A 24023-nucleotide genomic window follows, 5' to 3' on the forward strand; every position below is an offset into this window, starting at 1 on the left:
CTGGCGCTTCGATGGAGCGTCGGACGCGACCGGCCTAGGGGAGGTCTCGAAGGCATGACCTGCTGGTCCGATTCGCGGCCCGTCCTGTGGCTCGCCCCGGCGCTCGCCTTCGTGAGCCTGCCCCTTATGATCGGGCCCCTTGCGATCGGTCCCCTTGCGATCGGGCCCGCCTCGGCGCAGGAACCGCTCTTCCTGCGCATCCGCCCCTCGGATGCGCCTCCGCCCGCGATCGGCTCCGGCGGGGTCGATCCGGAGATCGCGGCGGCGCGGGCGGCGCGCGAGGCGGTGTGGGAGCGCAGCACCGTCCGCGCGAACATCGCGATCGCCTCGGTCTGCACCGGCTGCCTCGGACGGCCGCCGGCGCCGACGCCCCTGCGGCCGGACCGGCCGCGGCCCGCCACCCCGCCGGAGAGCGCGCGCGCCGCGCTCGCTCCGGCCGAACCTTCCCCCGACGCGGCCGCCGGCCCCGCCGCGGACCCGACATCGACCCGAGGTGATCCATGACCCAAGCCCATCCGACCAGCGGCGCCGAGCCCGATGCCGCCTGCCCGGTCTCCCTGGAACTGCTCGGCGAGGTCTACCGGGCCGACGAGTACGACTTCCCCGAGATCGTCGCCGGCATCGCGCCGCTGAAGCGGGCGCAGCTCGCCGCCTACCTCTACGGCAAGAGCCACATGCACCAGCTCGGCCTGAAGGTGGCCCGCGCCTGCGAGCGCGAGGATCTGATCCGGGTCGCCGGCGAGGTCGGATCGGTGATCCACGGGCAGGCGCATCTCAAGCCCGCGCCCGCGCCCGTCCCGGTGGTCGAGGCCGGCGCGCCCAAGCCGAAGAAGGTCAGCCTTGGCGGGCCTGCCAAGAAGATCAGCCTTGGCGGCTCGGCCGCCAAGGGCCGCAGCTTCGACTGAAGCCCCTCTTTCTCGTCGGCCCGGATACGGCACCGGTGCCGCGCGGAGGGAGCCCGTGGCGCGCCGGTGCCGCTCGTCGCGCGCGCCTCGCCTGGAGTGTCAACGCATGTACGGTTCTTGGTTCAAGCTCGGGATGGACGCCACGATGCTGGCGTTCGAATCGCAGCAGGTGATCGGCATGCGGCTGATGATGCTCTCGGCGGGCGGGGCCGTCGGCCAGGCCGAGGCGCAGCGCATGGTCACCGAGAAGGTCGTGGCGGCGGGCGAAGCCGCGCTGATGATGGCGTCCGGCGCCTCGACCGCCAAGGTCATCGCCGGCTACCGGCGCAAGGTCCGGGCGAACGCGCTCCGCCTGTCGAAGCGCTGACGACCCCGCGCTGGCGCACGGATGCGCGCCGGCTTCGCACCGCAACACCCGTTAACCCTGCCTTAACCACCGGCTTTCATCGTTTCCCCGGGACAGCAACGGGAGACGAGACATGGACCTGATCGAGCACCGGGTGCGCGAGCGCGCCTACTACATCTGGGAGGACGAAGGCCGCATCCACGGCCGGGCGGACGCCCACTGGCTGCGCGCCGAAGCCGAGATCGCCGCGCCCGCGCCGATCCTGACGATCGAGGCCGTCGCCGAGACCAGCCTCGCCCCGAGCCCGGCCAAGACCCTGAAGCCCCGCGCCAGCCGCGCCAAGGCCATTGCGAAGCCCGCCGAGGCCGCCGCAAAGCCTGCCGCCAAGACCGCTGCCGGCAAGACCGCTGCCGCCAAGCCGGCCCCGAAGGCCGCGGCGTCCAAGATCGCGGCCCCCAAGGCTCCGAAGGCGCTCGCGGCCGCCAGCCTCGCCGCCAAGCCGAAAGCCGCCCGCGCCTCGACCGGCGCCAGCCTGCACTGAGCCGCCGCCGAGGCCTCGAAACTCGACCGCAAGAGCCCGCCCCTCGACCGAGGGGCGGGCTCTTGCCGTTTCGAGGACCCGCTCGGCCCCTTCCCGGATGCCCCCTTCCCGGATGGCCCCGGATGCGGGATACGCCGATCCTGCAGGCGCGAGGGACGGATCCCCGAATCTCCGTAAGCCAGGGGTTGTGGTTCGCATGCCAGACGCCGTGAGCGGGGCCGACGCGCCCGCATCCGCCAAGCCGTCGGTCCTGACCCACCTCGCGGATCGCCGCATCGTGGCGATGCTCGGGCTCGGCTTCAGCTCCGGGCTTCCGTTCCTGCTGGTCTACGTCACGCAGTCGGCGTGGCTGTCGGAGGCGAAGGTGCCGATCGGCATCCTCGGGCTGCTGAGCGAGCTGACGCTGGCCTACAAGTTCAAGTTCCTCTGGGCGCCGTTCCTCGACCGCTACGACGCCCCGATCCTCGGGCGCTGGCTCGGGCGGCGGCGCGGCTGGATCGTGGCGACGCAGCTCGGCGTGGCGCTGACGCTCGCCGGCATCGCCTTCGGCGACCCGGCCGACTTCCTCGCCTGGACGGTGGTGTTCTCGCTGGCGCTGGGATTCGCCGGCGCGACGCAGGACGTGGTGATCGACGGCTGGCGCATCACCGCGGCGGCGCCCGAGCGGCAGGCGCTGATGTCGTCCTTCGCCGAGGTCGGCTGGCGGGTCGGTAACCTCGCGGCGGGCGCCGGGGCGCTCTACCTCGCCGACGCCTACGGCTGGCGCGCCGCCTACCTGTGCATGGCCGTGCTGATGGCGCCCGGGATGATCGCGGCCCTGATCGCCCCCGAGCCGGAGCCCGCCCGGCCCGCGACGCACGAGCGCGCCGGCTTCGTCGAGACCGTGGTCGCGCCGATCCGCGAGCTGGTGACGCGGCTCGGGCCGATGGCGGTGCCGATCCTCGTGATGGTCGCGGGCTTCCGCATGCCCGGCTACGTGTCGAGCGCGATGGCGATGCCGCTGTTCAAGAGCCTGCACTACTCCAACACCGACATCGCCACGGTGACCAAGCTGTTCGGCTTCGGCGTCGCGCTGGCCGGCACGTTCCTAGCGAGCTTCGTCGTGCCGCGGATCGGGATCCTCGCGAGCCTCGTCGCAGGCACCGTGTTCGGCTCGGCCTCGCACCTCGCGCTCGCCTACCTCGCGATCCACGGCGGTGACGGGGGAGCGGCGTTCTGGACCTTCGCGATCGCCGTCAGCGTCGACAGCTTCGCCTACGCCTTCGCCTCGATCGTGCTGATCACCTACATGTCGTCGCTGGCCGCGAGCGAGCACGCCGCCAGCCAGTACGCGCTGCTGACCTCGCTGTGCGCGCTCCCCGGCAGCCTGCTGGCCGGCGCCTCCGGCTTCATCATCGCCGATGTCGGCTTCGCCTGGTTCTTCGTCGGCACGGCGCTGATCGGCGTGCCGGTGGCGCTCCTGTGCGCCTATGTCTGGCACGTCCATCCGCGGACGGAGGCGCCGGCCGCGTGAGTCCGCGACGAGGGCCGTGGAACGGCGGCGAAGCTGTGCCGTTGTCCGACGAGAACCCTGCACCGGCCAGGATACGCGCGCGCCCCGCGCGCCGCCCTGTCCGACACGAGGACCCGATGACGCTCCGCACAGCCGGCCTTCTGCTCGCCCTGCTCGCCGTCCCGGCCGCCGCGCAGGCGCAGGTCTATCGCGACCGCGCGCCGGCTGGCCCGCTCGGCGAGACCGTGCCGATCACCGTCGGCGGCCGCGCGCCCTGGCAGCCGGCCTGGGCCTACGATTCCGGCGGCGACAACGACCGGCGGCCGGAGCTGCCCTATTACCAGCAGGGCCGCGGCCAGCAGACCGGCGGCCCCACGCGCAACCTGCTGCCCGACGACGGCCTGCGCCTCGTCCCGATCCCGCGCTGAGCCGATGAAAGCCGCGATCTTCGACATCGACGGGACGCTGCTCGACAGCGTCGACCTTCACGCGGAGGCCTGGGTCGAGGCCTTCCGCCACTTCGGCGTCGAGACCGACGTCGCCAAGGTCCGCAGCCAGATCGGCAAGGGCGGCGACGAGCTGATGCCGGTCTTCCTGTCGGAGGCGCAGCTGCGCGACCAGGGCGAGGCGATCGAGGCCTACCGCTCCGACCTGTTCAAGCGCGCCTACCGCGACCGGGTGAAGCCGTTCCCGGGCGTGCGCGCCCTGTTCGAGCGGATCCGCGCCGACGGCACGACGATCGCGCTGGCCTCCTCGGGCAAGCGCAGCGAGGTCGAGCACTACCAGGACGTGCTCGGCATCGCGGACCTCGTCGACGCGGCGACGAGCTCGGACGACGCCGAGCGCTCGAAGCCCCATCCCGACATCTTCGAGGCGGCGCTGAAGCGGCTCGAAGGCATCGACCCCGCCGAGATCGTGGTCCTGGGCGACACGCCCTACGATGCGCAGGCCGCCGGCAAGGCCGGGCTCGCCACCGTCGGCCTGCTGTGCGGCGGGTTCCCCGAAACTGACCTGAAGGCGGCCGGCTGCATCGCGATCTATCGCAGCCCGCAGCACCTGCTCGAAGATTTCGAATCCTCGCCGCTGGCAAAGCGCAAGACGATCTGACGTCGAATCCGGTGCGCGCCCGCAATTGTCCCCGCAATCCTGGCATGCGTGTGGCCCGGATGCGACGCGGTCTCGCGCCGGCTACGGACAACGCAGGATAAGACTGGCGCGGGTGGCGCGAAAGGCGTAGCCACCCCGCCGGAACTTCCTGGGATCCTTCTAAGGACGGGGCGGATCATGCGTCAGACGGCCGAGACCAGCGTACAGACCTGGAATCCCTGCAGCGACAGGCCTCTCCACGAGCGGATCGCGGAGGCGGTCCAGAGCCGCGCCACGCCGATCAGCCAGCTCCTGCGCCTGATGTCGGCCCTCGACGCCGAGGGCAACGCCAACGAGAACCTGCGGCTTCAGCTGCGTGCCCGCATCGGCGCGCCGCTCAGCGCCTGAGGCCGACCCGCCCCGATGGGGGCCCGGCGTCGACGACGGTCCCGGCGATGCGCCCGCCGCCGGGGTGAGCCGGAGCAGGACGGCTGCCGGCGCCTCCCCGCATCTCGGCGCGACGCATCGACCGACCCGCAGGCCGTCGTCCTGACTTCAGCTCCTCAAGGCTGAACCCAGAGGCAGGCCGGCTCGCCCTTCACCGCAAGGCATTCGAACGGCGCGCCGCCGATCATCGCGCGGTGCTCGACCGCGCCGACGTCGGCGCGCCGGATCGCCTTGCAGCCGGGCCGGGTGCCGGCCTGGGCGAGGGCGGCGGCGCGGTCGGGGGCGGCGGTCGTAAGGAGGCGGAGCGACACGAGGGTATCGCAGGCCGCGACCCGATCGTCCGGCTGCGCGAGCGCGGGGGTGACGAGCATCGCGGCCAGCCCGATGCCGGCCCGGCACGCACGCCGTCGGAAATGCCGCTCGATCATGTTTCCCTCGGCGGTCTGCGAACAGGCGGGACGGCCGCGCGAGGCGCGAAGGTCCGGAAGAAACGGCAACGCCGTCCGCGGCGGGCGGACGGCGCTGTCTGGCGGCCGATGCGACGCGGCGTCCGCGTCAGCGCTTGGTCTTCACCTTGGCCTTGCGGGCGGCATAGCGGGCGTCGCGGAGTTCCTTCTTCGCGGCGAGCTCGGCGGCCTTGCGCTCCTGCAACGCCGCGGCCTCGGCGGCCTCGCGGGCGATCTGGGCGGCGAGCTCGGCCTCCTCGCGGGCGCGCTTCTCTTCCGCGGCCTGCTTCTCGGCAGCGATGCGGGCGGCTTCGCGCTCGCGGAGACGGGTCTCGCGGGCCTGGACGAGTTCGGCCCGGGCCTTGGCCTTGGCGATCATCTCGGGGTCGTCGGCCGGGGGGCGCGCCTTGAACTTGGCGAGCAGGGCAGCCTTGGCGGCTGCGGAATTCTGGCGGCGGTCGTCGAAATTACGATAGTCGAATGCGCTCATCTGACCTTTCTCGTACGGTGTCTCACTTCGGGTTTCGGGAGCGTCCGCGACGGATCAATCCGCGGGACGGGGCCGGGGGAACGGGCCCTTCAGCAAATCGGATTCGGCAAGCCTGATTCCGCCTCGCGGCGAATCGAAAAAGCCAATGACCGACGGATGGGCGGCGTGCAACCTGAGCTGCATTCGGAAATCGCCGCGATGGGTGACAATCGTCGTCGCGCCGTCGCAAATCCAGGGACAGATGCGGATATGCCGCAGCGGGACGATCGACGCCCCCGGACCGCTCCGTCCGGAGGCGTCGCTGTCGCGGATCAGGCCGCCTGGAGGTTTCCGGCCGACTGCTTGCCGGTGCGCCGGTCGTTCTCGATCTCGTAGGAGAGCTTCTGGCCCTCGATCAGGTTGCGCATGCCGGCGCGCTCGACGGCGGAGATGTGGACGAACACGTCCTTGCCACCGTCATCCGGCTGGATGAAGCCGTAACCCTTGGTCTCGTTGAACCATTTCACGGTGCCCGTGCTCATGGCGCCTACCTCCGTCGTATCGATGTGTTGAGCCTGCCGGCCCGAGCGGCTGTCCACGCGCGGGGGTGGGCGAAGCAGGTTGGATGTCGAGATGGAATGTCAGTCGAAGCGACGCCCTTGCAAGTGGCTAAAGGGACAGCGGGCGGAGCAACCCGGCGGCGGCCGGCAAGCATCGACGCACGCTGGAGTTAGGTCGCGGCCTGCCGTCTGACAAGAGTCCGGCCGACAGTCCCGGCGCCGCCCCCTGCGAAGGCCGCCGAAGGTTGCCGCAGCCGGCCCGGCCGTCTAGGTTCGGCCCGGTGCGCGATGGGGTCCGGACGGAGGGTCCGGCGCCCGATCACCTCGGATCCGGCTCGGGCGGGGGACCACCGGCAGCGACCTTCCTTAAGGCCTGCTCCGGCATGATCGGCATCGCGACGAGGGGGGACTTCGAGATGAGCGCGACGGAATTTCCGCACGCCGCGGACGTGCAGCGGACGGCCGGCCCCTGCGCGTGACGCGACGGAACCCGGATCGCGCCACCACCGTCCCGCGCGGCCGCAACGGCGCCTTCGCCGGCGCCGTCATGGCCGCCGGCCTGTCCCTGGCCGCCTCGCCGGCCGCGGCCTTCGACCTGTTCGGGTTGTTCGGCTCCGAGGAGGAGCCCCTGGCGCCGAGCGCCACCGCGCTGCCCTACGCGCTGAAGATCCAGGGCACCGACGATTCCGACCTGGAGAAGACGCTGGAGGACACCTCGACCCTCCACCGCCTGCGCCGCGAGCCGCCGCCGGACGGGGAAGGGCTGGTGCGCCGCGCCGAGGCCGACCTGCGGCGCCTGCCCGACGCGCTCTCCGGCTACGGCTACTACGCGGGCCGTGTCACCGTCCGGATCGAGGAGGTGGTGCTCGGCGGCGAGGCCTCGCTGATCGCCGCCGCGCGGGCGGCGGATGCCGAGCGCGCCCGCGCCTTGGTCCCGGTCCGCATCGCGGTCGATGCCGGGCCGCTCTACACCCTGCGCACCGTCACCGTGCGCGACCCGCAAGGCGCCGCCTTCCCCGAGGAGGTGCTGCCGAAGCGCTTCACCCGCGTCGACGACGAGACGCCGGCGCGCTCCAGCCTCGTGCTCGCCCGCGAGGCGAAGATCGTCGACCGCTTCCGCGAGCGCGGCCACCCCTTCGCCAAGGTGGTGTCGCGCGATCCCGTCGTGGACGACGCCGCCCACGTCATGGACGTGACCTTCACCGTCGATCCCGGCCCGCAGGCCGGCCTCGGCGCGGTCACGGTCCGCGGCACGAAGGACATCGACCCGGCGGTGGTGCGCTCCTTCATCGACGCGGAGCCGGGCGACCCGTACTCGCCGAAGGCGCTCACCGACATGCGCCGGGCGCTGGTGAAGGTCGAGGGCCTCGGCTCGGTGCGGGTGCGCGAGGGCGAGGCGCAGGATGCGCAGGGCAACCTGCCGATCTTCGTCGACGTGACCGAGCGCGACCGCAACCTGATCGGCGTCTCGGCCCGCTACTCCACCGTCGACGGCCCCGGCATCCGCGCGACCTACGCCAACCGCAACCTGTTCGGCGGCGGCGAGACGATCCGGCTCGACGCCGACCTGTTCTACCTGGGCAACGATCTCTACGCCACGCAGCGCAAGCTCGCCGGCATCGAGTCGAACGGGCTCGGCGGGCGGTTGTCGGCCACCTTCGTGAAGCCGGCCCTGTGGGGCACCCGCAACGACCTGATCGCCAACCTGTTCGCGGGTCGCGAGGCGCAGCAGAGCTACGTCGCGGACGCCGCCGGCGGGACGCTCGGCGTCCGCCACCGCTTCTCGGACACGTTCTACGCGCAGGTCGGCGTCGAGGGGCAGGCGGGCCGCGCCCAGGACGCGCTCGGCAAGGTCGATTACCGCCTGGTCGGCATCCCGGTCTCGGTGTCCTACGATTCGACCGACAACCTGCTGGACCCGACCAGGGGCGTCCGGCTGACGGCCTCGGCGACGCCCTATGCCGGCTTCCTCGGCTCCGATCCGTCGATCTTCGTCGCCAAGGCGCAGGGCTCGACCTACTACGCCCTGGACGAGGACGCGCGGTACATCCTCGCCGGCCGCCTCGGCTTCGGCTCGATCTCCGGCGCGAGCCTGGAGGACATCCCGGCCAACATCCGCTTCTTCGCCGGCGGCGGCGGCTCGGTGCGCGGCTTCCCCTATCGCACGCTCGGCCCGCGCGGGCCGTTCAACCTGCCGGTCGGCGGCCGAAGCCTGCTGGAAGCCTCGTTCGAGGCCCGGATCAAGGTCACCGACACGATCGGCGTGGTGCCGTTCTTCGACGCGGGCACGGCGTTCGCCGGCTCGCTCCCCGACTTCGACGAGCGCATCCGCACCGCGGTGGGCCTCGGGCTTCGCTACTACACCGGCATCGGCCCGATCCGCGTCGACGTCGCATTCCCCCTCGACCGGATCAAGGGCAACCACGAGCGCCCGGTCGCCCTCTACATCAGCCTCGGGCAGTCGTTCTGATGGGGATTCGGGATCGGTTCGCGCGCGTTCTCCCTCCCCCCGCAGGGGGGGGAGGGATCCGCGTCGCCGTCGCGATCCTGCTCGTCCTCGGCCTCGCCGCGCCCGCGGCCGTCACCCAGGCCGCCGACGAGGCCGAGAAGACCGTGCTCGGCGGGCTGCTGTCGCGCGCGCTCTCCACCCCGTCGTCGCGCGTCGCCATCGGCGCGGTCGACGGCGCCCTCTCGTCGGACGCCACGATCCGCGACGTGGCGATCAGCGACCGCGACGGGGTCTGGCTGAAGCTCGACCGGGCGCGCATCGTCTGGCGCCGCCTCGCGCTGCTGTCCGGCCGGCTCGAGGTCGACACCCTCGAGGTCGGCCGGCTCGACGTGCTGCGGCGCCCGGTGCCCTCCGCCGTCGCCGCGACGCCGGAGCCCGACGGCACCCTGCTGCCGGACCTGCCGGTCAAGGTCGAGATCAAGGACTTCTCGCTCGCCGAGCTCGTCCTCGGCGAAGGGCTCGCCGGGCAGCCGGCGCGGCTCTCGGCCAAGGGCCGGGCGAAGCTCGGCGCGCCGTCCGAAGGGCTCGACCTCGACGCGGCGGTGCAGCGCCAGGATGCCGGCGGCCGGTTCGGCCTCAAGCTGCTGTTCGTGCCGCAGGGCGAGCGCCTGGAGCTGAAGGCGACCCTGACCGAGCCGGCCGGCGGCCTGCTCTCCAGGGGCCTGAACATGCCCGGCGCCCCGCCTGTCGACCTCGACCTCGACGGCCGCGGGACGCTGGACGCCTGGAACGCCCGCCTCGACTTCTCCGCCGGCGAGACCATCGGCGCCCAGGGCGGCGCCCGGATCTCGCGGGTCGGGACCGAGCGGCGCCTCGCCCTCGACCTCGCCGCGCGCATCGAGGGCCTGCTTCCCGGCCCGGCCGCGGCGGTGTTCTCCGGCACGACCAAGCTCGACGGCGCCCTCGGGTTTTCCGATGGCGGCGCGCTCAGGATCGACCGGCTCGAGCTGACCTCGCGGACCGCCCGCCTCGACGCGCGCGGCACCCTGGACGCGGCGCGGAACGCCGACTTCACCCTCCAGGCCCGCGCCGTGCCGACCGAGGGCGGGGTGACCCGGGCCGCCGACAGCGAGCTCAAGACCCTGGTGTTCGACGGCAGCCTGAAAGGCCCGCTCGCCCGGCCGCACGTGGCGGGCAGCCTGAAGGCCGCCGGCCTGCGCACCCGGGACAGCGCCCTGGACCTCGTCGAAGCCCGGCTCGCGGCCGAGCCCGCCGCGGCCGACCGCTTCGACCTCAGCGCCGACGCCCGGGTCGAGGGGCTGACGCTGCCCGACCCCGCCCTGCGGCGGGCGCTCGGCGCACGCGCCGCCTTCGACTTCCGCGGGACCCTGGAGCCCGACAACGCGGTTTCGGTCTCGCGCCTGCACGTCGAGGCGCCGACGATGCGGGCGGACTATGCCGGCCGCGTCGGGCGCAACACGCTCACCGGCACGGTCGAGGCCGCGCTGTCAGACCTTTCGGCCTTCTCCGACCTCGCGGGCCGGCCGCTCGCCGGAAGGCTGTCGGGCACGGCCAAGCTCGGCGGCGATCCGGCGCGGAAGGCCGTGACCGCGGAGGTGGATGTCCGCACCGAGGCGCTGTCCCTCGGGCGACCGGCGCTCGACGGGCTGCTCGGGGCGGCTCCACGCGTCACCGGGCGCCTGTCCCAGGTCTACGACGGCTACGCCTTCGACGGCGCGAAGCTCGAGGGCGCGGCCGTCGTCGCGCGCCTCGACGGCCGCGCCACCGCCCGGGTCGCCGACGCCAAGCTCGACGTCGACCTGAAGGACCTGTCCGCCCTGGACGACGCGCTCGCCGGGCGAGCCGGGCTGTCCGGGCGGCTCTCGGGGACCCTCGAGCATCCCGACCTGTTCGCCCTCGTCAGCGCGTCCGAGGCCAGCGCCATGGGCCGCCCCGTGCGGGGCCTGAAGGTCGAGGCGACCCTCAAGGACCTGACCGGCGCGCTCGACGGCACGGTCGCCCTCGGCGGCACCGTCGGCGGCAAGCCGCTGCAGGGAGGGGCCCACCTCGCGCGCTCGGGGGCCGACTGGCGCCTCGACCGGCTCGGGCTCGGACTCGGCTCGGTGACCCTCGACGGCAGCGCCGCGCTCGACGCCGCGACCCGGCTGACGGAGGGCGCGGTCCGGCTCAAGGCGGCCGACCTCGACGACCTCACGCCGCTGGCGCTGACGCGGCTCGCCGGCCACCTCGACGCCGACATCGCGCTGTCCCGCGCGAGCGGCCGGCAGGACGCGACGATCCGCGCGACCGGCGCGCGCCTGCAGGCCGGCGCGATCGGCCTCGCCCGGCTCGACGCGGACCTGACGGGACAGGACCTTCTCGGGGCGCCGCGGATCAACGGGCGGGCCGAGGCCGACCGCATCGTCGCCGCCGACCAGATCCTCGACACGGTGCGCCTGACGGCGGCGGGCTCCCCGGCGGCGACCGATCTCGTGCTCAAGGCGCGCGCCCGCGGCTTCGACCTCGACGGCGCCGCCCGCCTCGTGCCGGGCCACGGCTCGGACGCGGCCACCCGGATCGACCTGCTGCGCGTCTCCGCCGCGCGGGGCGCCGACCGGCTGGCGCTCGCGGGCCCTGCGACGGTGACCCTCGAAGGCGGCGGCGCGCGGATCGCTAACCTGACGATCGCCGCGGGCGGCGGCCGCGTCACCGTCGCGGGCAAGGCCGGGCGCGACAACGACCTGACGATCGGCATCCGCGCCCTGCCGCTGGCGCTCGCGCGCATCGCCGCGCCCGGCCTGGCGCTGAGCGGCACCCTGGACGGCGAGGCCGCGATCCGGGGGCCGACGGATCGGCCGCAGGGGCACTACGCCCTCACCGTCGCCCGCCTCGTCACGCCGGAAACGCGCAAGGCCGGCCTGCCGCCGATCGAGGCCCGGACGTCGGGCGACCTCGGCGACGGCCGGATCGGGCTCGACGGCCGCATCACCGCGGGGCCCGGCGTCGCGATGACCCTGTCCGGCTCGCTGCCGGCGGCGGCCGGCGGCAGCCTCGCGGTGAAGGCGCGGGGAACGCTCGACGCGGCGCTGGCCAACAGCCTGCTCAGCGTCGGCGGCCAGCGGGTCGGCGGGCGGGTGGCGATCGGTGCGGGGGTGACGGGCACGCTCGCCGCACCGCGGGCGGAGGGCAGCGCGACGCTCTCGGGCGGCAGCTTCACCGACCCGCTCAACGGCATCCGGCTGACCAACATCGAGGGCCGCGCCACGGGGCGCGGCGACGCGGTCGTGCTGGAACGCCTCACCCTGGCGACCCGCAACGGCGGGACGCTGCGCGCCGACGGCCGCGTGGCGCTCGAGCCCCAGGCCGGGTTCCCGGGCACGATCCGCATCGCGGGCGAGCGCGCCGAGCTGATCTCGAGCCCACTGATGACGGCGGTGGCGAGCCTGAACCTCGCGCTCTCCGGCCCGCTGTCGCGCACGCCGCGGATCGCCGGCCGCGTCGACGTGGTCTCGATCGACGTGTCGGTGCCCGACCGGCTGCCCGCGACGGTGCAGCCGCTGCCGGGCATCCGCCGGGTCAACACCCCGCCCGACATCCGCGCCCGGCTCGACGCCAAGGCCCTGCGCGGGGCGCAGGTGGCGGCCGTGGGAAGACGCGGTGCGCGCGGCAAGCCCGCCGTGCCGTTCGACGCCACCCTCGACGTCGCGGTGAGCGCTCCGAACCGCATCTTCGTGCGCGGGCGCGGCATCGACGCCGAGCTCGGCGGGAGCTTGCGCGTCACCGGCACCTCGCGCGACCCGAACGCGAACGGCGCGTTCGAGCTTCGGCGCGGGCGTCTCGCGGTGATCGGGCAGCGCCTCGACTTCACCCGCGGCCGCGTGACCTTCGGCGGCGCCATCGCGGCCCCCGACCTCGACTTCGTCGCCGAGACCAAGGCCACCGACATCACCGCCCGCATCGCGGTCTCGGGGCCGGCCGACAGCCCGGTCTTCGCGATCTCCTCGGACCCGAGCCTGCCGCAGGACGAGGTGCTGTCGCGGCTGCTGTTCAAGAAGGCGTCGGGCAGCCTGTCGCCGTTCCAGGCGCTGCAGCTGGCGCAGGCCGTGTCGCAGCTCTCGGGCGGGGCAGGGGGCGTCGACGTGTTCGAGGCGGCGCGCAAGGGCCTCGGGCTCGACAGCCTCGACGTCTCGACCGGGACCAGCGGCGGCCCGGCGCTCGGCGCCTCGCGCTACCTCAGCGATCGGCTCAGCGTCGGCATCAAGGCCGGCGCCAAGCCGGCCGACACGGGCGCGACCATCGACTACGACGTGACGCGCCGGGTGAAGATCCAGGGCGAGGCCGGCAGCGACGGCCGCACCAGCGTCGGCGTCGGCGCGGAATGGGAGTACTGAGCGCGCGACGCGCTCAGTGGCGCGCGAGGCCGGCCTGCTTCGGGCCGACGGCCTGGGCGAGGCGCCGGCCGACATGCAGCATCGCCCTCTCGATCAGGGCGAGCGTCGGCGGATCGTTGTCGAGCTTGGCGTACTCGTAGGCGACGATCAGGCCGTCGGCGATGCCTTCGAGCAGGCTGACGGTCTCGCTGGCCGCGTCGGCCAGTTGACGGAACGGATCGCCGGACGTCCCCTCGGCGGCCCGAGCCTCCGCACTGTGAGCCTCGGCGACGTGAGCCGTGCAGCGGTCGAGGATCCCCTGCGACGCCTCGATCGTCTTGCGGGTCTCCTCGATGATCTCGCGCATCTCCGCGACGAGGGAAGGCTGGTCCGCGACCTTCGGGTGATCGATGCTCATACTGATATTGCCCCCACGACGGAGCAAGCTTGCATCCTATGGTTGAGATGCGTCAACAGGATTCGCATGTCGCGCGACGTCGCACGGTCGGCCGCAAGGGTCCGGTGCCAAGGGGCCGGTGCCAAGGGGCCGGTGCAAGGGTCCGGTGGAGGCGGGTGCAGGACGGGAAGCGGAACCGGACGTGCGTCAGGAAGCGTCCGAACGAAAACGAGCCGCGCCCGTTTCCGGGGCGGCTCGCAGGTGGCACATCCGACGCGACCCCGCAGGGTCGCGCCCGAGGGTCACTTGATCAGCATCAGCAGGGCCTTGCCGGCGGGGGACTTCAGCTCCTTGGCGTCGAGCGTGCCGTCGTTGTCCGGGTCGGCGGCCTGGAAGCGGTCGGCGACGGCGGCGAGGTATTCCTTCTTGTCGATCGTGCCGTCGTTGTCCGGGTCGGCCTTCTTCAGGCCGGCGGCGCTCAGGCGGCCCTTCAGCTCCTTCTTGTCGAGAGTGCCGTCGGCATCCTTCTCGAGGCGATCGAAGGTCGCGGAGGCGGTCGCCTCGATCTCCTTCATGTCGACGGTGCCGTCGTTGTCGGTGTCGATCATCTTGACCGCCTGGGCGCCGGTCATCGGCTTGGCGAAGGCGACGGGGGCGGTCATGGTGGCCGAGGCCAGGACGAGAGCGGCGAAGGTGCTGGAAAGACGAAGGGTCATTGCCGAATTATCCCGAAATGTGTTGCGCGAACTTCCTACGCGTGACGATTGCACTGCACAAGCGATTTCTCTCGATCGATCGCTGAGGTTGCCCATGGCGCGTCCCACGCCGAAGGCGGGGCGAGCCCGGCGCGACATCCCTGCGGGCGCGGGCGCGAGCCCAACGCGCCATCGTCCGCGTCGTTGCGAAGGCTCGCCGCATCGCCATCGTCCCGACGCACGGTGCGCCCCGAACGGCCGACGCGGGGGCCGGCGTGCCGCCCGCCCCACCCTCCAGCGCGAGACCCCGATCCGATGGCAGCCCGTCCGCTGATCTTCTATCCCGACCCGCGGCTGGACGTGCCGTCCGACCCCGTGACGGCCTTCGATGCCGATCTCGGCGACCTCGCCCGGGACGTGACGGAGACCCTCGATTCGGCCGCGGCCGCCGGGTTGACCGCGGCGCATCTCGGCGTGCGGCGGCGCCTCGTCGTGCTGCGCCCGGAGCCGGGCGGGCCAGCCATGGTCTACGTCAACCCCGAGATCGTCGACCGCTCGCCCGAGCGCGTCACGGCGCGGGAGGGCAGCGTCTCGATGCCGGGCGTGTCCGAGCCGGTCGAGCGGGCGGCCACGATCCGGGTGCGGTTCCAGGATCTCGACGGCGTCGCGCAGGAGGAGGCGGCCGAGGGGTTTCGGGCCGCCTGCCTCCAGCACGAGATCGACCAGCTTGACGGCATCTTCTGGATCGCCCGCCTCTCGCGCCTGCGCCGGGAGCGGGCGGTGAAGCGCTTCGCCAAGCTGCGGGCGCAACCGTGAGCGCGATCCCGTCTCGAGGCCATCCGGCCTTGGGCCGCGCCGTGCCGGCCACGCCCGCTCGATCACGGAGGCTTGACGCCGGGACAGAGGCTTGGCCCGATGCCGGCCTGCGCTTAGGAGGAGGCATGCGTCTCGCGATCCTGCTCGCCACGTCCCTGTCCGCCCTGGCCGTATCCCGGCCCGTGCAAGCCCAGGCGCCGGGCAGGCCGGCCAAGCCGGCGCCGGCCGTGCAGGGGCCGGTCTCCGCACCGGTGATCGCGTGCCCGTCGCTGGCGAACTACCGTCTCCTGCGGCGGGAAGCGCCCGACGAGGCCGCCGCGCTCGCACGCCTGGGCGATGTCAGGGCCGACCACCTCGGCTGCACGGCGTTTCCGCGGGATCGGATCGCCGCGCTCGCCGAGCACGTCGCCCTCGGCGGCGCGCAGTACGATTGCCTAGCCCTGCAGGGCACCGCGATCTGCCAGTGGACGGCGACCGGCACCGTCGACCTGCCGGTGCCGGCCAAGTCGCAGCCGAAGCCGTCGGCCGCCGACAGGGGCCGACGCTGAGGCACCGTCCGGGGCGCGCGGCGGCGATGCCGGGGACGGCGCCGGGAGCGCGTTCGCGACCGGGCCCGGCTGCGCTCGCGTCCTGGACCGGATGCACGCGCCGGTTGTAACGTTCCAGTCCCGGCCGCCTTCCGCGGCGCGGATCAGGACGCGAGACCGATGGCACCGACCGACTCCGAGACCGTCCCCTGCGCCTGCCCCGACTGCGTCTGCGAGGTCGCGCCAGGCCATGGCATCGCGCGCGCGGGCAAGACCTTCTGCTGCAAGGACTGCGCCGCCGGCCACCCGGACCATGCCGGCTGCGGCCATTCGGGCTGCGCCTGCCACGGCTGAGGCCGCGGGTTCCTGAGCCGGTCAGAACCGCGCGGTCAGGAAGATCCGGACGTTGCGCCCGGCGAGCAGGATCTCGTCCTTCTTGAACGAGGCCGAGTTGCGGATGCGGTCGTCGAGCAGGTTGCGGCCGGCAAGGCCGAGCGTCACCGCGCTCGCGCCGTAGACCGCCGGGTCGAGGGGCTTGGTGTAGCTCACCTCGGCGCGCAGGTCGTCGAAGCCGGGCGTCGTCGTCTCCAGCGGCGCGACCTCGGTGTGGGCGAAGGCGTGCAGCAGGAAGACGCGGGCGTACCAGCCGTCCGCCCGCACGAACGCGCCGCCGCCGACCCGGTGGGGCGGGATCCGCGGCACGTAGGTGTTGTCGTCGAACTGCGCGCGGACGAAGTCGTACTGCGCCTCGAGGCCGGCCCAGCCGTCGCCCACCGGGATCAGGTCGAGCTGCGCGCCGATCTCGGCACCGTAGAAGGTGGCGTTGCGCTGGGAGTAGACGATCTGCTGCAGCGCGTCGTCGGAGCCGCAGGAGGCGAAGTCGTCGCCGCAGCGGGTGCCGGTCTCGCGCTTGTAGATGAAGCCGGTGTAGCGGGTGTAGTAGCCCGTCGCGTCGAGGCGCAGCGGACCTTCCGCCCGGCGGATGCTGGCCTCGACGGTGCGCGCCCGCTCCTTCTTGAGGTCGGGATCGCCGATCTCGAAGGTCGCGGTCGCGTCGTGCGCCCCGCGCGAGTACAGCTCGAAGGCGGTGGGCGCGCGCTCGACGTAGGACCCGTTCAGGCTCGCGACGAAGCCGTAGGGCAGGTCCTGCAGGGCGCCGAAGCTGAGGCTCTTGGGGGCGAACTTGCGCCGCCGCCCGAAGGCGAGCGGATCCTCGCCCTCGACCGGCAGGTAGCTCCCCGGGAACTGCGTCGCCGTGCCGGTGGAGCGGTCGCCCTCGATCCGCCCGGCGGCCTGGAAGCGCAGGCCGTGGCCGACGTTCAGCTCCTCGAACAGGTAGACGGCGTTCGAGCGGGAATCAGTCGGCGCCAGCAGGGTGCCGGCCTCGCCCGAGGTCCCGATCTCGCGCCGCCCGGCCTGGAGCCCGAGCGCCCCGGTCAGCGTGCCGAGGGCGGTGAAGACCGGCACGTGCTGCAGCTCGACGCGGCCCTCGGCCTCGCGGTTCTTGAAGGTCGCCTGCACCCCGTCGAGGCCGTCCTCGCCGAGGCCGATCTCCTGGTGCTTGTAGACCGAGCCCCCGGCCCAGAACCGGATCACCTCGAACGGTCCCTCGAGCGGCCGAACTTCGCCGCGCGCCAGCACCCGGTCCTGGTTCGGATTCAGGCGCGTGCGGCTCTCGGCCGCCTCGCCGCCGGGGATCTGGTAGAGCGCGTCGTAGTGGCTGTACGAGATCCCGACGAAGCCGCGGTCGCCGATCACCGACATGCCGACCGCGCCGCCCTGCGAGCGGTTGGCGGAGTTGGCCTGGATGCCGGCGGGCGTGTCGTAGCTGTCGGCGCCGGTCCGGAAGCCGTCGGCATGGACCGCGACGTTCTCCGAGCCCGCATCGACGGTGCCGGCCACGAGTCGGCCGTTGTCGACGCTGGAATACCCGGTGGTGACCTGGCCGGCATAGCCGCGCGGCGGGATGAAGGTCGGCACGCGGTTGTTCTCGGAGGAGACCACGCCGCCGATCGCCTGGCTGCCGTAGCGCAGGGTCGCGGGCCCGCGGATCACCTCGATCCGGTCGGAGACCAGCGGGTTGATCGGCACGCCGTGGTCCTCGCCGAGCTCCGAGACGTCCTGGATGCCGACGCCGTTCTCCTGGATCCGCACCCGGCTGTTGTCGAGGCCGCGGATGATCGGCCGGCTGGCCGCGCCCGGCGCGTAGGTCGAGGCCGAGATGCCGGGCCGGTCCATCAGCGCGTCACCGAGCGTGCGCGGCTGCTCGCGGGCGATCTGGTCGCGCGTCACCACCGTCACCGGCGAGAAGGTGTCGACGGCCACCGGCAGGATGCCCGCCGGCAGGCTCGCCTCGGGCGCCGCCTTCGGCCCGGGCTGGATCGGGCTCGCCGTGGTGACGCTGAGCTCGGACAGGGCGACCGCGTCCTGCGCCCGCGCTGCACCCGGCAGCAGGCTCAGGCTCAGGCTCAGGCTCAGGCTCAGTCCCAACAGCGTCGCCCGGAATCTCGCTTGCCCGCTTCGCATCACGCCTCGTCACATCATGTTATAATGTTTCATTATGCGGATGTAACACAATAACAAGACAGGAATCGAACCGTGGCGCCGCTCGCGCCCCGGGCGTTGCGGTGCGGCCACAGCCGTATCCCCCGGTCAGCGGATGGCGGCGAGGTAGCCCGAGACGGTGAGGATCGAGACGATCGTCGAGACCAGCACGACGTTCGAGGTCACGGCGGCCTCGCGCCGGTAGAACTCGGCGAGCATGAACGGCCCGGTCCCGGTCGGCAAAGCCGCCATCAGCACGGCGGTGTGCAGCAGCAGCGGCGGCAGGCCGAAGGCACGCGCGAGGCCGTAGGCCAGCAGCGGATGCGCCACGAGCTTGAGCCCGACGAGCAGGGCGGTCGCGGCGACCGGGCGTTCGTCCGACACCCTCGGGCGGGCGAGGAACAAGCCGAGCGCGACGAGCGCGCACGGGGCGGCCGAGCCGCCGAGCAGCTTCAGGAAGGTCTCGGCGGGAAGCGGCACGGCCGCGCCCGAGAGCGGGACCAGCGCGCCGAGGGCGGGCGCGATCAGCAGCGGGTTGCGCACGAGCGAGCGGGCGACCTTCAGGGCCAGGTCGGAGCGCCGCCCCTCGGCCTGAAGCCCGATCTCGATCAGGACGATGGCGAGCACGAACACCACGCAGACGGTCATGATCGCGGCGATGGTGGTCGGCGCCAGCGCCGCCGGGCCGAGCGCCACCAGCGCCAGGGGAAAGCCCATGAACCCGGTGTTGGCGTAGGCCGCGTTGAGGCCGTCGATCGCCGCGTCCGCGAGCGGCAGCGGCCGGCGCAGGCGGAACGTCACGGTGGCGGCGAAGACGATCACGCTGCTCAGGCCGAACACCGCGATGAAGCCGGGCTGCCAGATCTCGGCGGCATGGGTGTGGGCGATCACGTCGAAGAGCAGCGCCGGCAGCGCCAGGTAGACGACGTAGCGGTTGAGCTCCGCCGTGGCGCCGTCGCCGAGCACGTCGAGCCGCCGCACCAGCCACCCCGCGAAGATCAGCGCGAAGATCGGCAGCACGACCATCAGGGTCGAGAACATCAGGAAAACCGCGTCCGGGACAGGTCCGTCGCGTCCTAGCCGCGACGGCCGTCCGCACCAAGGCGCGAGCCCCGTCCGGAGGGGCGCGTGGATCGATACGGGGGAGGGCGGTTGGCGGAAGCGGATGTCCGCCGAACCAGAAGAATAACCCCTTCCGTTATACATACTTAACTCTTTCAATTTTTCTACTACCCACGGCTACATCCACGCCATCATCGAGAATTTGGCCGTTCGCCAGCGGACGGTTGCGGACATTTCGCGCCTTCAGTCTGCCAGACCGGCGCTCAGGACATTCGCTCGCCGCGGCATCTGACCGCCGCCTCGAACAAAGGGCCTAGGCCCGGCTTACCCAAGCGTCGGTCTGAGGATCGACCGTCCACGCCCCCATGCTCAGGTTCTCCCCCGTTTCTGGGCGGGCGTGGACGACAGGATCAGTGATCGCGACATGCGATCGGCCTCTGAGGAGGTGCACGATGACCTCGAACACAGTCGCGATCGTCTGTGGTGCCGGCTGCGCCTTGATCGGTCCTGCGGTAGCCAGGGCCTTTACCAACGACCCAACGGATCAGCTCACGCTGTCGCTGATCATCGCCGGCTCGGTGGTGGTGACGGTCTTGGTGTGTGGGCTTCGGTCCTGGGAAGACTGAACCGGCGCGAGAGGCTTTACCCAGCAGGCTAGCGGAGGTCAGCGAACATCGGGCCGAGACCTGCACGTTGCCCCAGAGCTTCAGCAGCGCGAACGCGTTCCCGAGATCGGAGCAAAGCCGCGTCAGCCTCGTCGGCGAGCCGTTCGGCCCGGGCGAGGTCGGCGACAGCCCAGCGGATCTGGGCAAGGGCGAGCCACGACAGGATCAGGCGCATAGCGTGCCCTCCTCAGCCATCTCGCAGTAGCGGATCAGCAGCGCGAAATTACCAGCGAACCTGCACTCTATCAGCGCCTCTCTCGCCAGTGCCCGCGTCACGATCGGGTCGTCGTGAGCGCAGGACAGGAACGCGCGCTCCAGGATCGCGACCGCCCGATCGGCGCGTTTTTGCGCCCCCTCGGCCTCACTGCGGATGGCGATGAGCGACCGCATAAGCCGAGCGGCCTCGGTCGCGGGTTGCGCCGCAAGGCGATTGGCCTTGGGCGTCCGGCTGACGCGGCGCCCTTCCTCCGTGGCAAGACGAGGCTTGAAGGTTGGGCGCTTCATAGGGCGCCCTCCCGCCAATCGCATCCGACCGTGCTCAGGACAAGCGCGGCACGGGATGAGGGTTGCGGCTGCTTGGTCGGGTCGTCGGTCCGGTGCCACGACCCGCCATTGTTATCGATAGGCAACCAATCGAACGCCTGTTTGCGTCGGTCGTCGTACCAGACACAGCGGAGACCCGGCCCATGGTCGCTCAAACCGGGGGTTCGGTTGCGCTCCCACTTGAGGAACCGCCTCTCAATCTCTAGCCACGCATCGTAGCTGTCGAGCAGTTGCGGGCTAAGGGGTACCGCCACCGCGGAAGGCGCCCCGATGAGCGTCACGCCGCCGCCGATGAGCGGAAGCGAGACGAGGCCGCGGAGGAACCCGCGGCGATCGGACGGGGCGGTCATGCGAACACCACATCGTTGAAGGCGCCGTGGCCATGCTGCTCAAGCGCGCCGTCGAGGTCGCCGCAGCCGTTGTCACCATCCTCGTCGTCCGTGGAGCGGCCGAGCAGGTAGAGGCTACCGTCAGCCGCCCGCTCACATGTCACGTGGTCGGCGTCTAAGTCCGGGTCGCCATCCAGGGCGTCCAGCAGGGCAAGGTCCGCTTGGATGCGATCCGCAACGCGCCGGCGAAGGGCCTGCAGGCGATCGTGGTCGACCTCGGAGAAGTGGCGATCTAAGCCCCGGCGGATCGCCTCGATGGCGTCGTCTGCAGCCTGATCGGGATTGGGTGTCCGCATGGCGCGGAGGGCCAGCGTGACGGGGCCGATTTGTGATCTAGGCGAGCAATAGCGTTCACCGCCGCCGTTCGGCAGTGTAAGGTTGTAGATAGCCATGAACAGCACTCCTGGTGCGGTTGGTGGTCAGGGCCGGATGGAAGATTGAGCCCTTCCTTCCGGCCTGTTTTTGTGATAATCAAAAAATATGCTGATGTCAATTAGTGATGAGCAAAAAAAGCGTGGCCGCCCGGCTACTGGCATCACTCCTCAGCAAGGCGTGAGGCTTCCGCCTGATCTGCTCAGCGCCGTTGAGGGCTGGCGCCTCGAACAGGATCCTGAGCTATCCCGCGCTGAAGCAATCCGCTTCATCCTCCGCGACTGGCTAACCGGCCACGGTCTTCTGCCTCACCGCGAAGATCCTGAAGGCGCAAATTGATGTCCCTTGCCGAGCACCTGAGGGCGAAGAGATATCTGAAGTGACTGACACCGCGGCGGAGCCTGTAAAGCTGTTCAAGGCTCGTCGGGTTTTGAGAGCCTTGGTCAATCGTGCGTTGAACGCGAAGGTCTTGAAGCGCGAAATCGTGTTGGATTATACAACTGCGGTCGTGCGCGCAGCATGACGAGGTCATTCATGGGCAAACGAATTAACATTTCTTGGGTCGCTTACATCGCGATCTTCTTTTGCTCGCCGGCCTTTAGTCAAGGGCTCGGACAAGTTATTGCAAAACAGGGCTATTGGGAGCTTAGAAAATCAAAGGATGGATTTTCGGATAAAACCACATGCGTGATGGTCCTATCGCGTGATCCGACAGTTCAAATAACGGCTGGGCAATTTTACATGAATTACCGTAGCCGTGGAGGCGTTCAAGGTTTTGAGTACCGAATTGATGAAGATGCAAGCAGTGGAATGAAGCTACCCAGCATGACCGAAAAAGAACTTGGGCTTATTGGAATTAAAGACGATTTAGGTAATGTTCTATTGGGTCACAGACTCAGGTTAAAAATACTGACTTATCGCGGTCTTGCGAATGAAGATATTAATCTCACCGGTCTCGGTGATCTGTATGATAAAATGCTATCGAAATGCCCGAACTGAGCTATGACGTAATACTTAGTTAGAAAGCTACAAGTCTCTATTTCAATAGTCTGTTTTGCACCGATTGTGTGCCTGGACGCAAAAGCCACCTGTCGTGAACCCTCAACGTCTCGCGATGGGCATCGGCGGCTTCATCCTGGCCTACGTGTCGATCACGGTACTCATTTCGAACGGCTTCGACAATGCGCTGATGATGGTCTTCGCGTCCGGGCTCGTTGCATCGGTTATGCTCATGGCCACCCAAATCAAAGCCAATCAAACGCAGCGATCCGAACGAGAGCGGCACCCTTTAACGTTTATCGTTCAACTTGTGCAGAAGTGGCTAAAATCATTTTCTCCACGTATCTTTGGGTAATAAGGTTCTGAATTTTCAACGACAACAGCATTCTGTGTGAAATTGCCGGATACATCGTGAGAATGCGTGAGACAGAAACCCGGAGCATAGAACAGAAGCACTGAATTCCCACCATTGTGCTTGGCAGTTGCGTCGACTACTGAATGGGCAAGGATACGACGCTCGTATTTGGTTTTGGAGGACGTAAGGTCAAGCGTCGAAAATTCAGTTACATATACAAAACGTGGAAGATCTAGGCTTGCAATGATATTTCGAACTTTGTTTGGCAGGTTATTTCTAATCGACCTGTGCTTGCTCTTCCATCCATAGGTCAAATAGGTCCTAGCGATCACTCGCTTGTTTCGAAACTCGTCTACAAAGGAGTCTCCAACAGCCGCCGATTGGCCGAGATCTGCGGACTGAACTTGCTTTAGATTTGGCCAAAGATTTGCATATTGTTCAAGTATATCCCAGGAAATTGCTTCAGAAACCTCGGCAGGTAGGAACACCTTATTGGGAAGCGGGATCATTAGATAGATAATATTATCTGCAATGTTGTACGGCGCTTCCCCCACCTTCGAAGAACTTGTCGTTGCAACTTTAATGTTAGGCCCGATTTGATCGTCATTCGCGTAGTATGCAGCGCAGTACACAGCGCGCGTAGGATTATTTGGTAAATTGCCGACTGGAGTATCGCTGAAAATCTGTCCAGTAACTATGATAGCGTGCCCGATTGCCTGATTTGCATACTTAAGTCCGGCAATAACGGGAATTCCTGAGTCTACGTATCTATTAATAATATCTTCAGGGCGCAACGTTCCTCCCCAGGTAGGCAAATTAGTTGCACTATCTAAGCCAGTCGCACCGTAAACTAATGGCTCTTGACCAGCTGCACGCAAAGCTGAAACCATATTATTTATTGTTAAAAATTCTGACCCAGCCGGCAAAACTTGATTGATATTATGCTCAGAATTCAAAATTGCTGATTGAGTTATTGAAACAGTGGATAGCCAAGGCCCTCGATGGCGTGTGTGGAAATGCCTGGCAGCGACCCAAATAGTTGCCTGAGCGCAAGCTCCGACCCTTGAGTCCTGCTGGGTCATCGGTACGCCGTCTACGCGTAACTCTGCTCCCATCACGTGCGCACGGTACTCACCCTTTACTAGGAGATGAGCTTCATATGGAGGTGATACCGGGGGCGTGCGTAGAATGACTTGATTTATTGGGGCCCCCATCACAGGGCGTAGAATGATCTGTCCGAGGAATGCCTGCGCCTCAAGTTGCGATATCGCGCTTTGGACGTCGTTTAGCGGATTTAGAAAAGTGACATCTGATGCAAACACTAAGATGCGCCTGCAAAGCTTGGAATGTCGCCGAAATGTTTTTGCGTAATAAGCAGAATATGCTTCGCTAAAATCGCGATCGATGTAGTCTTCTTCTATAAGCAAAGAGTCGGCATTTAGCTCACGCAAATGCCTTATGATAGTATCTGTAATGGTTTTATTGGATTGGTTTTCGTGCAGAGTGGCTTCGAGTGACTGCCACCCTGCACCGTCGAGCTTCACAACC

27 protein-coding genes are annotated in these 24023 nt (G+C 69.5%); 15 read left to right on the top strand and 12 right to left on the bottom strand.

Annotated elements, in window-relative coordinates:
• Positions 1-54 precede the first annotated feature (54 nt).
• From MKK60_RS14000 to MKK60_RS14035, 8 genes are all read left to right on the top strand, one after another.
• Positions 55-504: a hypothetical protein gene (locus tag MKK60_RS14000; protein WP_243933462.1), complete on the top strand. Its 450-nt coding sequence runs from the start codon at positions 55-57 to the stop codon at positions 502-504.
• The gene (locus MKK60_RS14005; protein WP_147727278.1) at positions 501-905 is read left to right on the top strand and encodes a hypothetical protein; all 405 of its coding nucleotides are present in this window, start codon (positions 501-503) and stop codon (positions 903-905) included. Before MKK60_RS14000 ends, MKK60_RS14005 begins: the two co-directional genes overlap by 4 nt.
• A 106-nt stretch (positions 906-1011) precedes the next feature.
• Entirely contained in the window at positions 1012-1272 is a 261-nt protein-coding gene (locus tag MKK60_RS14010; protein ID WP_147859544.1) for a hypothetical protein, read from the top strand.
• 112 nt (positions 1273-1384) lie between these two features.
• The gene (locus MKK60_RS14015; RefSeq protein WP_243986590.1) at positions 1385-1792 is read left to right on the top strand and encodes a DUF2934 domain-containing protein; all 408 of its coding nucleotides are present in this window, start codon (positions 1385-1387) and stop codon (positions 1790-1792) included.
• A 196-nt stretch (positions 1793-1988) separates the two neighbouring features.
• Positions 1989-3305: an AmpG family muropeptide MFS transporter gene (locus MKK60_RS14020; protein WP_243986592.1), complete on the top strand. Its 1317-nt coding sequence runs from the start codon at positions 1989-1991 to the stop codon at positions 3303-3305.
• A 116-nt stretch (positions 3306-3421) separates the two neighbouring features.
• The gene (locus tag MKK60_RS14025; protein WP_147727282.1) at positions 3422-3712 is read left to right on the top strand and encodes a hypothetical protein; all 291 of its coding nucleotides are present in this window, start codon (positions 3422-3424) and stop codon (positions 3710-3712) included.
• Between the two features lie 4 nt (positions 3713-3716).
• The gene (locus MKK60_RS14030) at positions 3717-4391 is read left to right on the top strand and encodes an HAD family hydrolase (RefSeq protein WP_243986594.1); all 675 of its coding nucleotides are present in this window, start codon (positions 3717-3719) and stop codon (positions 4389-4391) included.
• A gap of 177 nt (positions 4392-4568) precedes the next feature.
• Complete coding sequence (locus tag MKK60_RS14035; RefSeq protein WP_147843412.1) at positions 4569-4778, top strand: hypothetical protein; 210 nt, start codon at positions 4569-4571, stop codon at positions 4776-4778.
• 155 nt (positions 4779-4933) lie between these two features.
• On the opposite strand, the gene MKK60_RS14040 is transcribed toward MKK60_RS14035, so the two are convergent.
• The 3 genes from MKK60_RS14040 to MKK60_RS14050 all read right to left on the bottom strand — a co-directional run bounded on the left by MKK60_RS14040 (position 4934) and on the right by MKK60_RS14050 (position 6274).
• Positions 4934-5245: a hypothetical protein gene (locus MKK60_RS14040; RefSeq protein ID WP_147843413.1), complete on the bottom strand. Its 312-nt coding sequence runs from the start codon at positions 5243-5245 to the stop codon at positions 4934-4936.
• 127 nt (positions 5246-5372) lie between these two features.
• Positions 5373-5753, bottom strand: a complete 381-nt coding sequence (locus MKK60_RS14045) for a DUF6481 family protein (protein WP_147727286.1) — start codon at positions 5751-5753, stop codon at positions 5373-5375.
• A 311-nt stretch (positions 5754-6064) separates the two neighbouring features.
• Positions 6065-6274, bottom strand: coding sequence for a cold-shock protein (locus MKK60_RS14050; protein WP_018043862.1), 210 nt, complete (start codon positions 6272-6274; stop codon positions 6065-6067).
• Positions 6275-6839: 565 nt separating this feature from the next.
• Here MKK60_RS14050 and MKK60_RS14055 point away from each other — a divergent pair.
• Together MKK60_RS14055 and MKK60_RS14060 are read left to right on the top strand one after the other, a co-directional pair.
• A complete protein-coding gene (locus MKK60_RS14055) occupies positions 6840-8762 on the top strand; it encodes an autotransporter assembly complex protein TamA (protein ID WP_243986654.1) in 1923 nt (640 codons plus the stop codon).
• On the top strand, positions 8762-13132 hold the full coding sequence (locus tag MKK60_RS14060; RefSeq protein WP_243986603.1) for a translocation/assembly module TamB domain-containing protein: 4371 nt from the start codon (positions 8762-8764) through the stop codon (positions 13130-13132). The genes MKK60_RS14055 and MKK60_RS14060 overlap by 1 nt, the downstream gene beginning before the upstream one ends.
• A gap of 13 nt (positions 13133-13145) precedes the next feature.
• On the opposite strand, the gene MKK60_RS14065 is transcribed toward MKK60_RS14060, so the two are convergent.
• Together MKK60_RS14065 and MKK60_RS14070 are read right to left on the bottom strand one after the other, a co-directional pair.
• Positions 13146-13529 carry a hypothetical protein gene (locus tag MKK60_RS14065; RefSeq protein WP_147726352.1) on the bottom strand — a complete coding sequence of 128 codons (384 nt, stop codon included), beginning with the start codon at positions 13527-13529 and terminating at the stop codon, positions 13146-13148.
• Positions 13530-13810: 281 nt separating this feature from the next.
• On the bottom strand, positions 13811-14224 hold the full coding sequence (locus MKK60_RS14070; protein ID WP_147726351.1) for an EF-hand domain-containing protein: 414 nt from the start codon (positions 14222-14224) through the stop codon (positions 13811-13813).
• Positions 14225-14518: 294 nt separating this feature from the next.
• Between MKK60_RS14070 and MKK60_RS14075 the strand changes: the two genes are divergently transcribed.
• From MKK60_RS14075 to MKK60_RS14085, 3 genes are all read left to right on the top strand, one after another.
• The gene (locus tag MKK60_RS14075; RefSeq protein WP_243935683.1) at positions 14519-15019 is read left to right on the top strand and encodes a peptide deformylase; all 501 of its coding nucleotides are present in this window, start codon (positions 14519-14521) and stop codon (positions 15017-15019) included.
• Between the two features lie 125 nt (positions 15020-15144).
• Entirely contained in the window at positions 15145-15567 is a 423-nt protein-coding gene (locus MKK60_RS14080; RefSeq protein ID WP_243935682.1) for a hypothetical protein, read from the top strand.
• Positions 15568-15726: 159 nt separating this feature from the next.
• Positions 15727-15900, top strand: coding sequence for a metallothionein (locus MKK60_RS14085; protein ID WP_243986606.1), 174 nt, complete (start codon positions 15727-15729; stop codon positions 15898-15900).
• Between the two features lie 21 nt (positions 15901-15921).
• Here MKK60_RS14085 and MKK60_RS14090 read toward each other — a convergent pair whose 3' ends face one another.
• Together MKK60_RS14090 and MKK60_RS14095 are read right to left on the bottom strand one after the other, a co-directional pair.
• Positions 15922-18072, bottom strand: a complete 2151-nt coding sequence (locus tag MKK60_RS14090; protein ID WP_243986608.1) for a TonB-dependent receptor — start codon at positions 18070-18072, stop codon at positions 15922-15924.
• Positions 18073-18198: 126 nt separating this feature from the next.
• Positions 18199-19131 (bottom strand): AEC family transporter, encoded by a 933-nt coding sequence (locus MKK60_RS14095; RefSeq protein ID WP_243986610.1) that lies wholly within the window; start codon positions 19129-19131, stop codon positions 18199-18201.
• A 473-nt stretch (positions 19132-19604) separates the two neighbouring features.
• Here MKK60_RS14095 and MKK60_RS14100 point away from each other — a divergent pair, with 473 nt between their 5' ends.
• The gene (locus tag MKK60_RS14100; protein ID WP_243935568.1) at positions 19605-19778 is read left to right on the top strand and encodes a hypothetical protein; all 174 of its coding nucleotides are present in this window, start codon (positions 19605-19607) and stop codon (positions 19776-19778) included.
• A 28-nt stretch (positions 19779-19806) separates the two neighbouring features.
• Here the strand turns inward: MKK60_RS14100 and MKK60_RS14105 are convergent, their stop codons facing one another.
• From MKK60_RS14105 to MKK60_RS14120, 4 genes are read right to left on the bottom strand one after another with little or no spacing between them, the layout of a single operon-like run.
• A complete protein-coding gene (locus MKK60_RS14105) occupies positions 19807-19992 on the bottom strand; it encodes a hypothetical protein (protein WP_243986612.1) in 186 nt (61 codons plus the stop codon).
• Positions 19983-20321 (bottom strand): hypothetical protein, encoded by a 339-nt coding sequence (locus MKK60_RS14110; protein ID WP_243986614.1) that lies wholly within the window; start codon positions 20319-20321, stop codon positions 19983-19985. The genes MKK60_RS14105 and MKK60_RS14110 overlap by 10 nt, the downstream gene beginning before the upstream one ends.
• A complete protein-coding gene (locus MKK60_RS14115) occupies positions 20318-20710 on the bottom strand; it encodes a hypothetical protein (RefSeq protein ID WP_243986616.1) in 393 nt (130 codons plus the stop codon). The genes MKK60_RS14110 and MKK60_RS14115 overlap by 4 nt, the downstream gene beginning before the upstream one ends.
• Positions 20707-21141: a hypothetical protein gene (locus MKK60_RS14120; protein WP_243986618.1), complete on the bottom strand. Its 435-nt coding sequence runs from the start codon at positions 21139-21141 to the stop codon at positions 20707-20709. The genes MKK60_RS14115 and MKK60_RS14120 overlap by 4 nt, the downstream gene beginning before the upstream one ends.
• A gap of 514 nt (positions 21142-21655) precedes the next feature.
• On the opposite strand from MKK60_RS14120, the gene MKK60_RS14125 reads away from it, so the two are divergent.
• Positions 21656-22120 carry a hypothetical protein gene (locus MKK60_RS14125; RefSeq protein ID WP_243986619.1) on the top strand — a complete coding sequence of 155 codons (465 nt, stop codon included), beginning with the start codon at positions 21656-21658 and terminating at the stop codon, positions 22118-22120.
• Positions 22121-22423: 303 nt separating this feature from the next.
• On the opposite strand, the gene MKK60_RS14130 is transcribed toward MKK60_RS14125, so the two are convergent.
• Positions 22424-24019 (bottom strand): hypothetical protein, encoded by a 1596-nt coding sequence (locus tag MKK60_RS14130; protein WP_243986620.1) that lies wholly within the window; start codon positions 24017-24019, stop codon positions 22424-22426.
• Between the last annotated feature and the right edge of the window lie 4 nt (positions 24020-24023).

Origin of the sequence: Methylobacterium sp. J-092 (genome assembly GCF_022829325.1) — a bacterium.
GTDB lineage: Bacteria > Pseudomonadota > Alphaproteobacteria > Rhizobiales > Beijerinckiaceae > Methylobacterium.

Coding starts and splice junctions, on each gene's coding strand:
- MKK60_RS14085 (WP_243986606.1), top strand. CDS start 15,727: ATGGCACCGACCGACTCCGAGACCGTCCCCTGCGCCTGCCCCGACTGC.
- MKK60_RS14025 (WP_147727282.1), top strand. CDS start 3,422: ATGACGCTCCGCACAGCCGGCCTTCTGCTCGCCCTGCTCGCCGTCCCG.
- MKK60_RS14045 (WP_147727286.1), bottom strand. CDS start 5,753: ATGAGCGCATTCGACTATCGTAATTTCGACGACCGCCGCCAGAATTCC.
- MKK60_RS14120 (WP_243986618.1), bottom strand. CDS start 21,141: ATGGCTATCTACAACCTTACACTGCCGAACGGCGGCGGTGAACGCTAT.
- MKK60_RS14105 (WP_243986612.1), bottom strand. CDS start 19,992: ATGCGCCTGATCCTGTCGTGGCTCGCCCTTGCCCAGATCCGCTGGGCT.
- MKK60_RS14040 (WP_147843413.1), bottom strand. CDS start 5,245: ATGATCGAGCGGCATTTCCGACGGCGTGCGTGCCGGGCCGGCATCGGG.
- MKK60_RS14005 (WP_147727278.1), top strand. CDS start 501: ATGACCCAAGCCCATCCGACCAGCGGCGCCGAGCCCGATGCCGCCTGC.
- MKK60_RS14055 (WP_243986654.1), top strand. CDS start 6,840: ATGGCCGCCGGCCTGTCCCTGGCCGCCTCGCCGGCCGCGGCCTTCGAC.
- MKK60_RS14030 (WP_243986594.1), top strand. CDS start 3,717: ATGAAAGCCGCGATCTTCGACATCGACGGGACGCTGCTCGACAGCGTC.
- MKK60_RS14125 (WP_243986619.1), top strand. CDS start 21,656: ATGGGCAAACGAATTAACATTTCTTGGGTCGCTTACATCGCGATCTTC.
- MKK60_RS14065 (WP_147726352.1), bottom strand. CDS start 13,529: ATGAGCATCGATCACCCGAAGGTCGCGGACCAGCCTTCCCTCGTCGCG.
- MKK60_RS14095 (WP_243986610.1), bottom strand. CDS start 19,131: ATGTTCTCGACCCTGATGGTCGTGCTGCCGATCTTCGCGCTGATCTTC.
- MKK60_RS14110 (WP_243986614.1), bottom strand. CDS start 20,321: ATGAAGCGCCCAACCTTCAAGCCTCGTCTTGCCACGGAGGAAGGGCGC.
- MKK60_RS14100 (WP_243935568.1), top strand. CDS start 19,605: ATGACCTCGAACACAGTCGCGATCGTCTGTGGTGCCGGCTGCGCCTTG.
- MKK60_RS14000 (WP_243933462.1), top strand. CDS start 55: ATGACCTGCTGGTCCGATTCGCGGCCCGTCCTGTGGCTCGCCCCGGCG.
- MKK60_RS14075 (WP_243935683.1), top strand. CDS start 14,519: ATGGCAGCCCGTCCGCTGATCTTCTATCCCGACCCGCGGCTGGACGTG.
- MKK60_RS14080 (WP_243935682.1), top strand. CDS start 15,145: ATGCGTCTCGCGATCCTGCTCGCCACGTCCCTGTCCGCCCTGGCCGTA.
- MKK60_RS14090 (WP_243986608.1), bottom strand. CDS start 18,072: ATGCGAAGCGGGCAAGCGAGATTCCGGGCGACGCTGTTGGGACTGAGC.
- MKK60_RS14015 (WP_243986590.1), top strand. CDS start 1,385: ATGGACCTGATCGAGCACCGGGTGCGCGAGCGCGCCTACTACATCTGG.
- MKK60_RS14070 (WP_147726351.1), bottom strand. CDS start 14,224: ATGACCCTTCGTCTTTCCAGCACCTTCGCCGCTCTCGTCCTGGCCTCG.
- MKK60_RS14035 (WP_147843412.1), top strand. CDS start 4,569: ATGCGTCAGACGGCCGAGACCAGCGTACAGACCTGGAATCCCTGCAGC.
- MKK60_RS14010 (WP_147859544.1), top strand. CDS start 1,012: ATGTACGGTTCTTGGTTCAAGCTCGGGATGGACGCCACGATGCTGGCG.
- MKK60_RS14050 (WP_018043862.1), bottom strand. CDS start 6,274: ATGAGCACGGGCACCGTGAAATGGTTCAACGAGACCAAGGGTTACGGC.
- MKK60_RS14020 (WP_243986592.1), top strand. CDS start 1,989: ATGCCAGACGCCGTGAGCGGGGCCGACGCGCCCGCATCCGCCAAGCCG.
- MKK60_RS14115 (WP_243986616.1), bottom strand. CDS start 20,710: ATGACCGCCCCGTCCGATCGCCGCGGGTTCCTCCGCGGCCTCGTCTCG.
- MKK60_RS14060 (WP_243986603.1), top strand. CDS start 8,762: ATGGGGATTCGGGATCGGTTCGCGCGCGTTCTCCCTCCCCCCGCAGGG.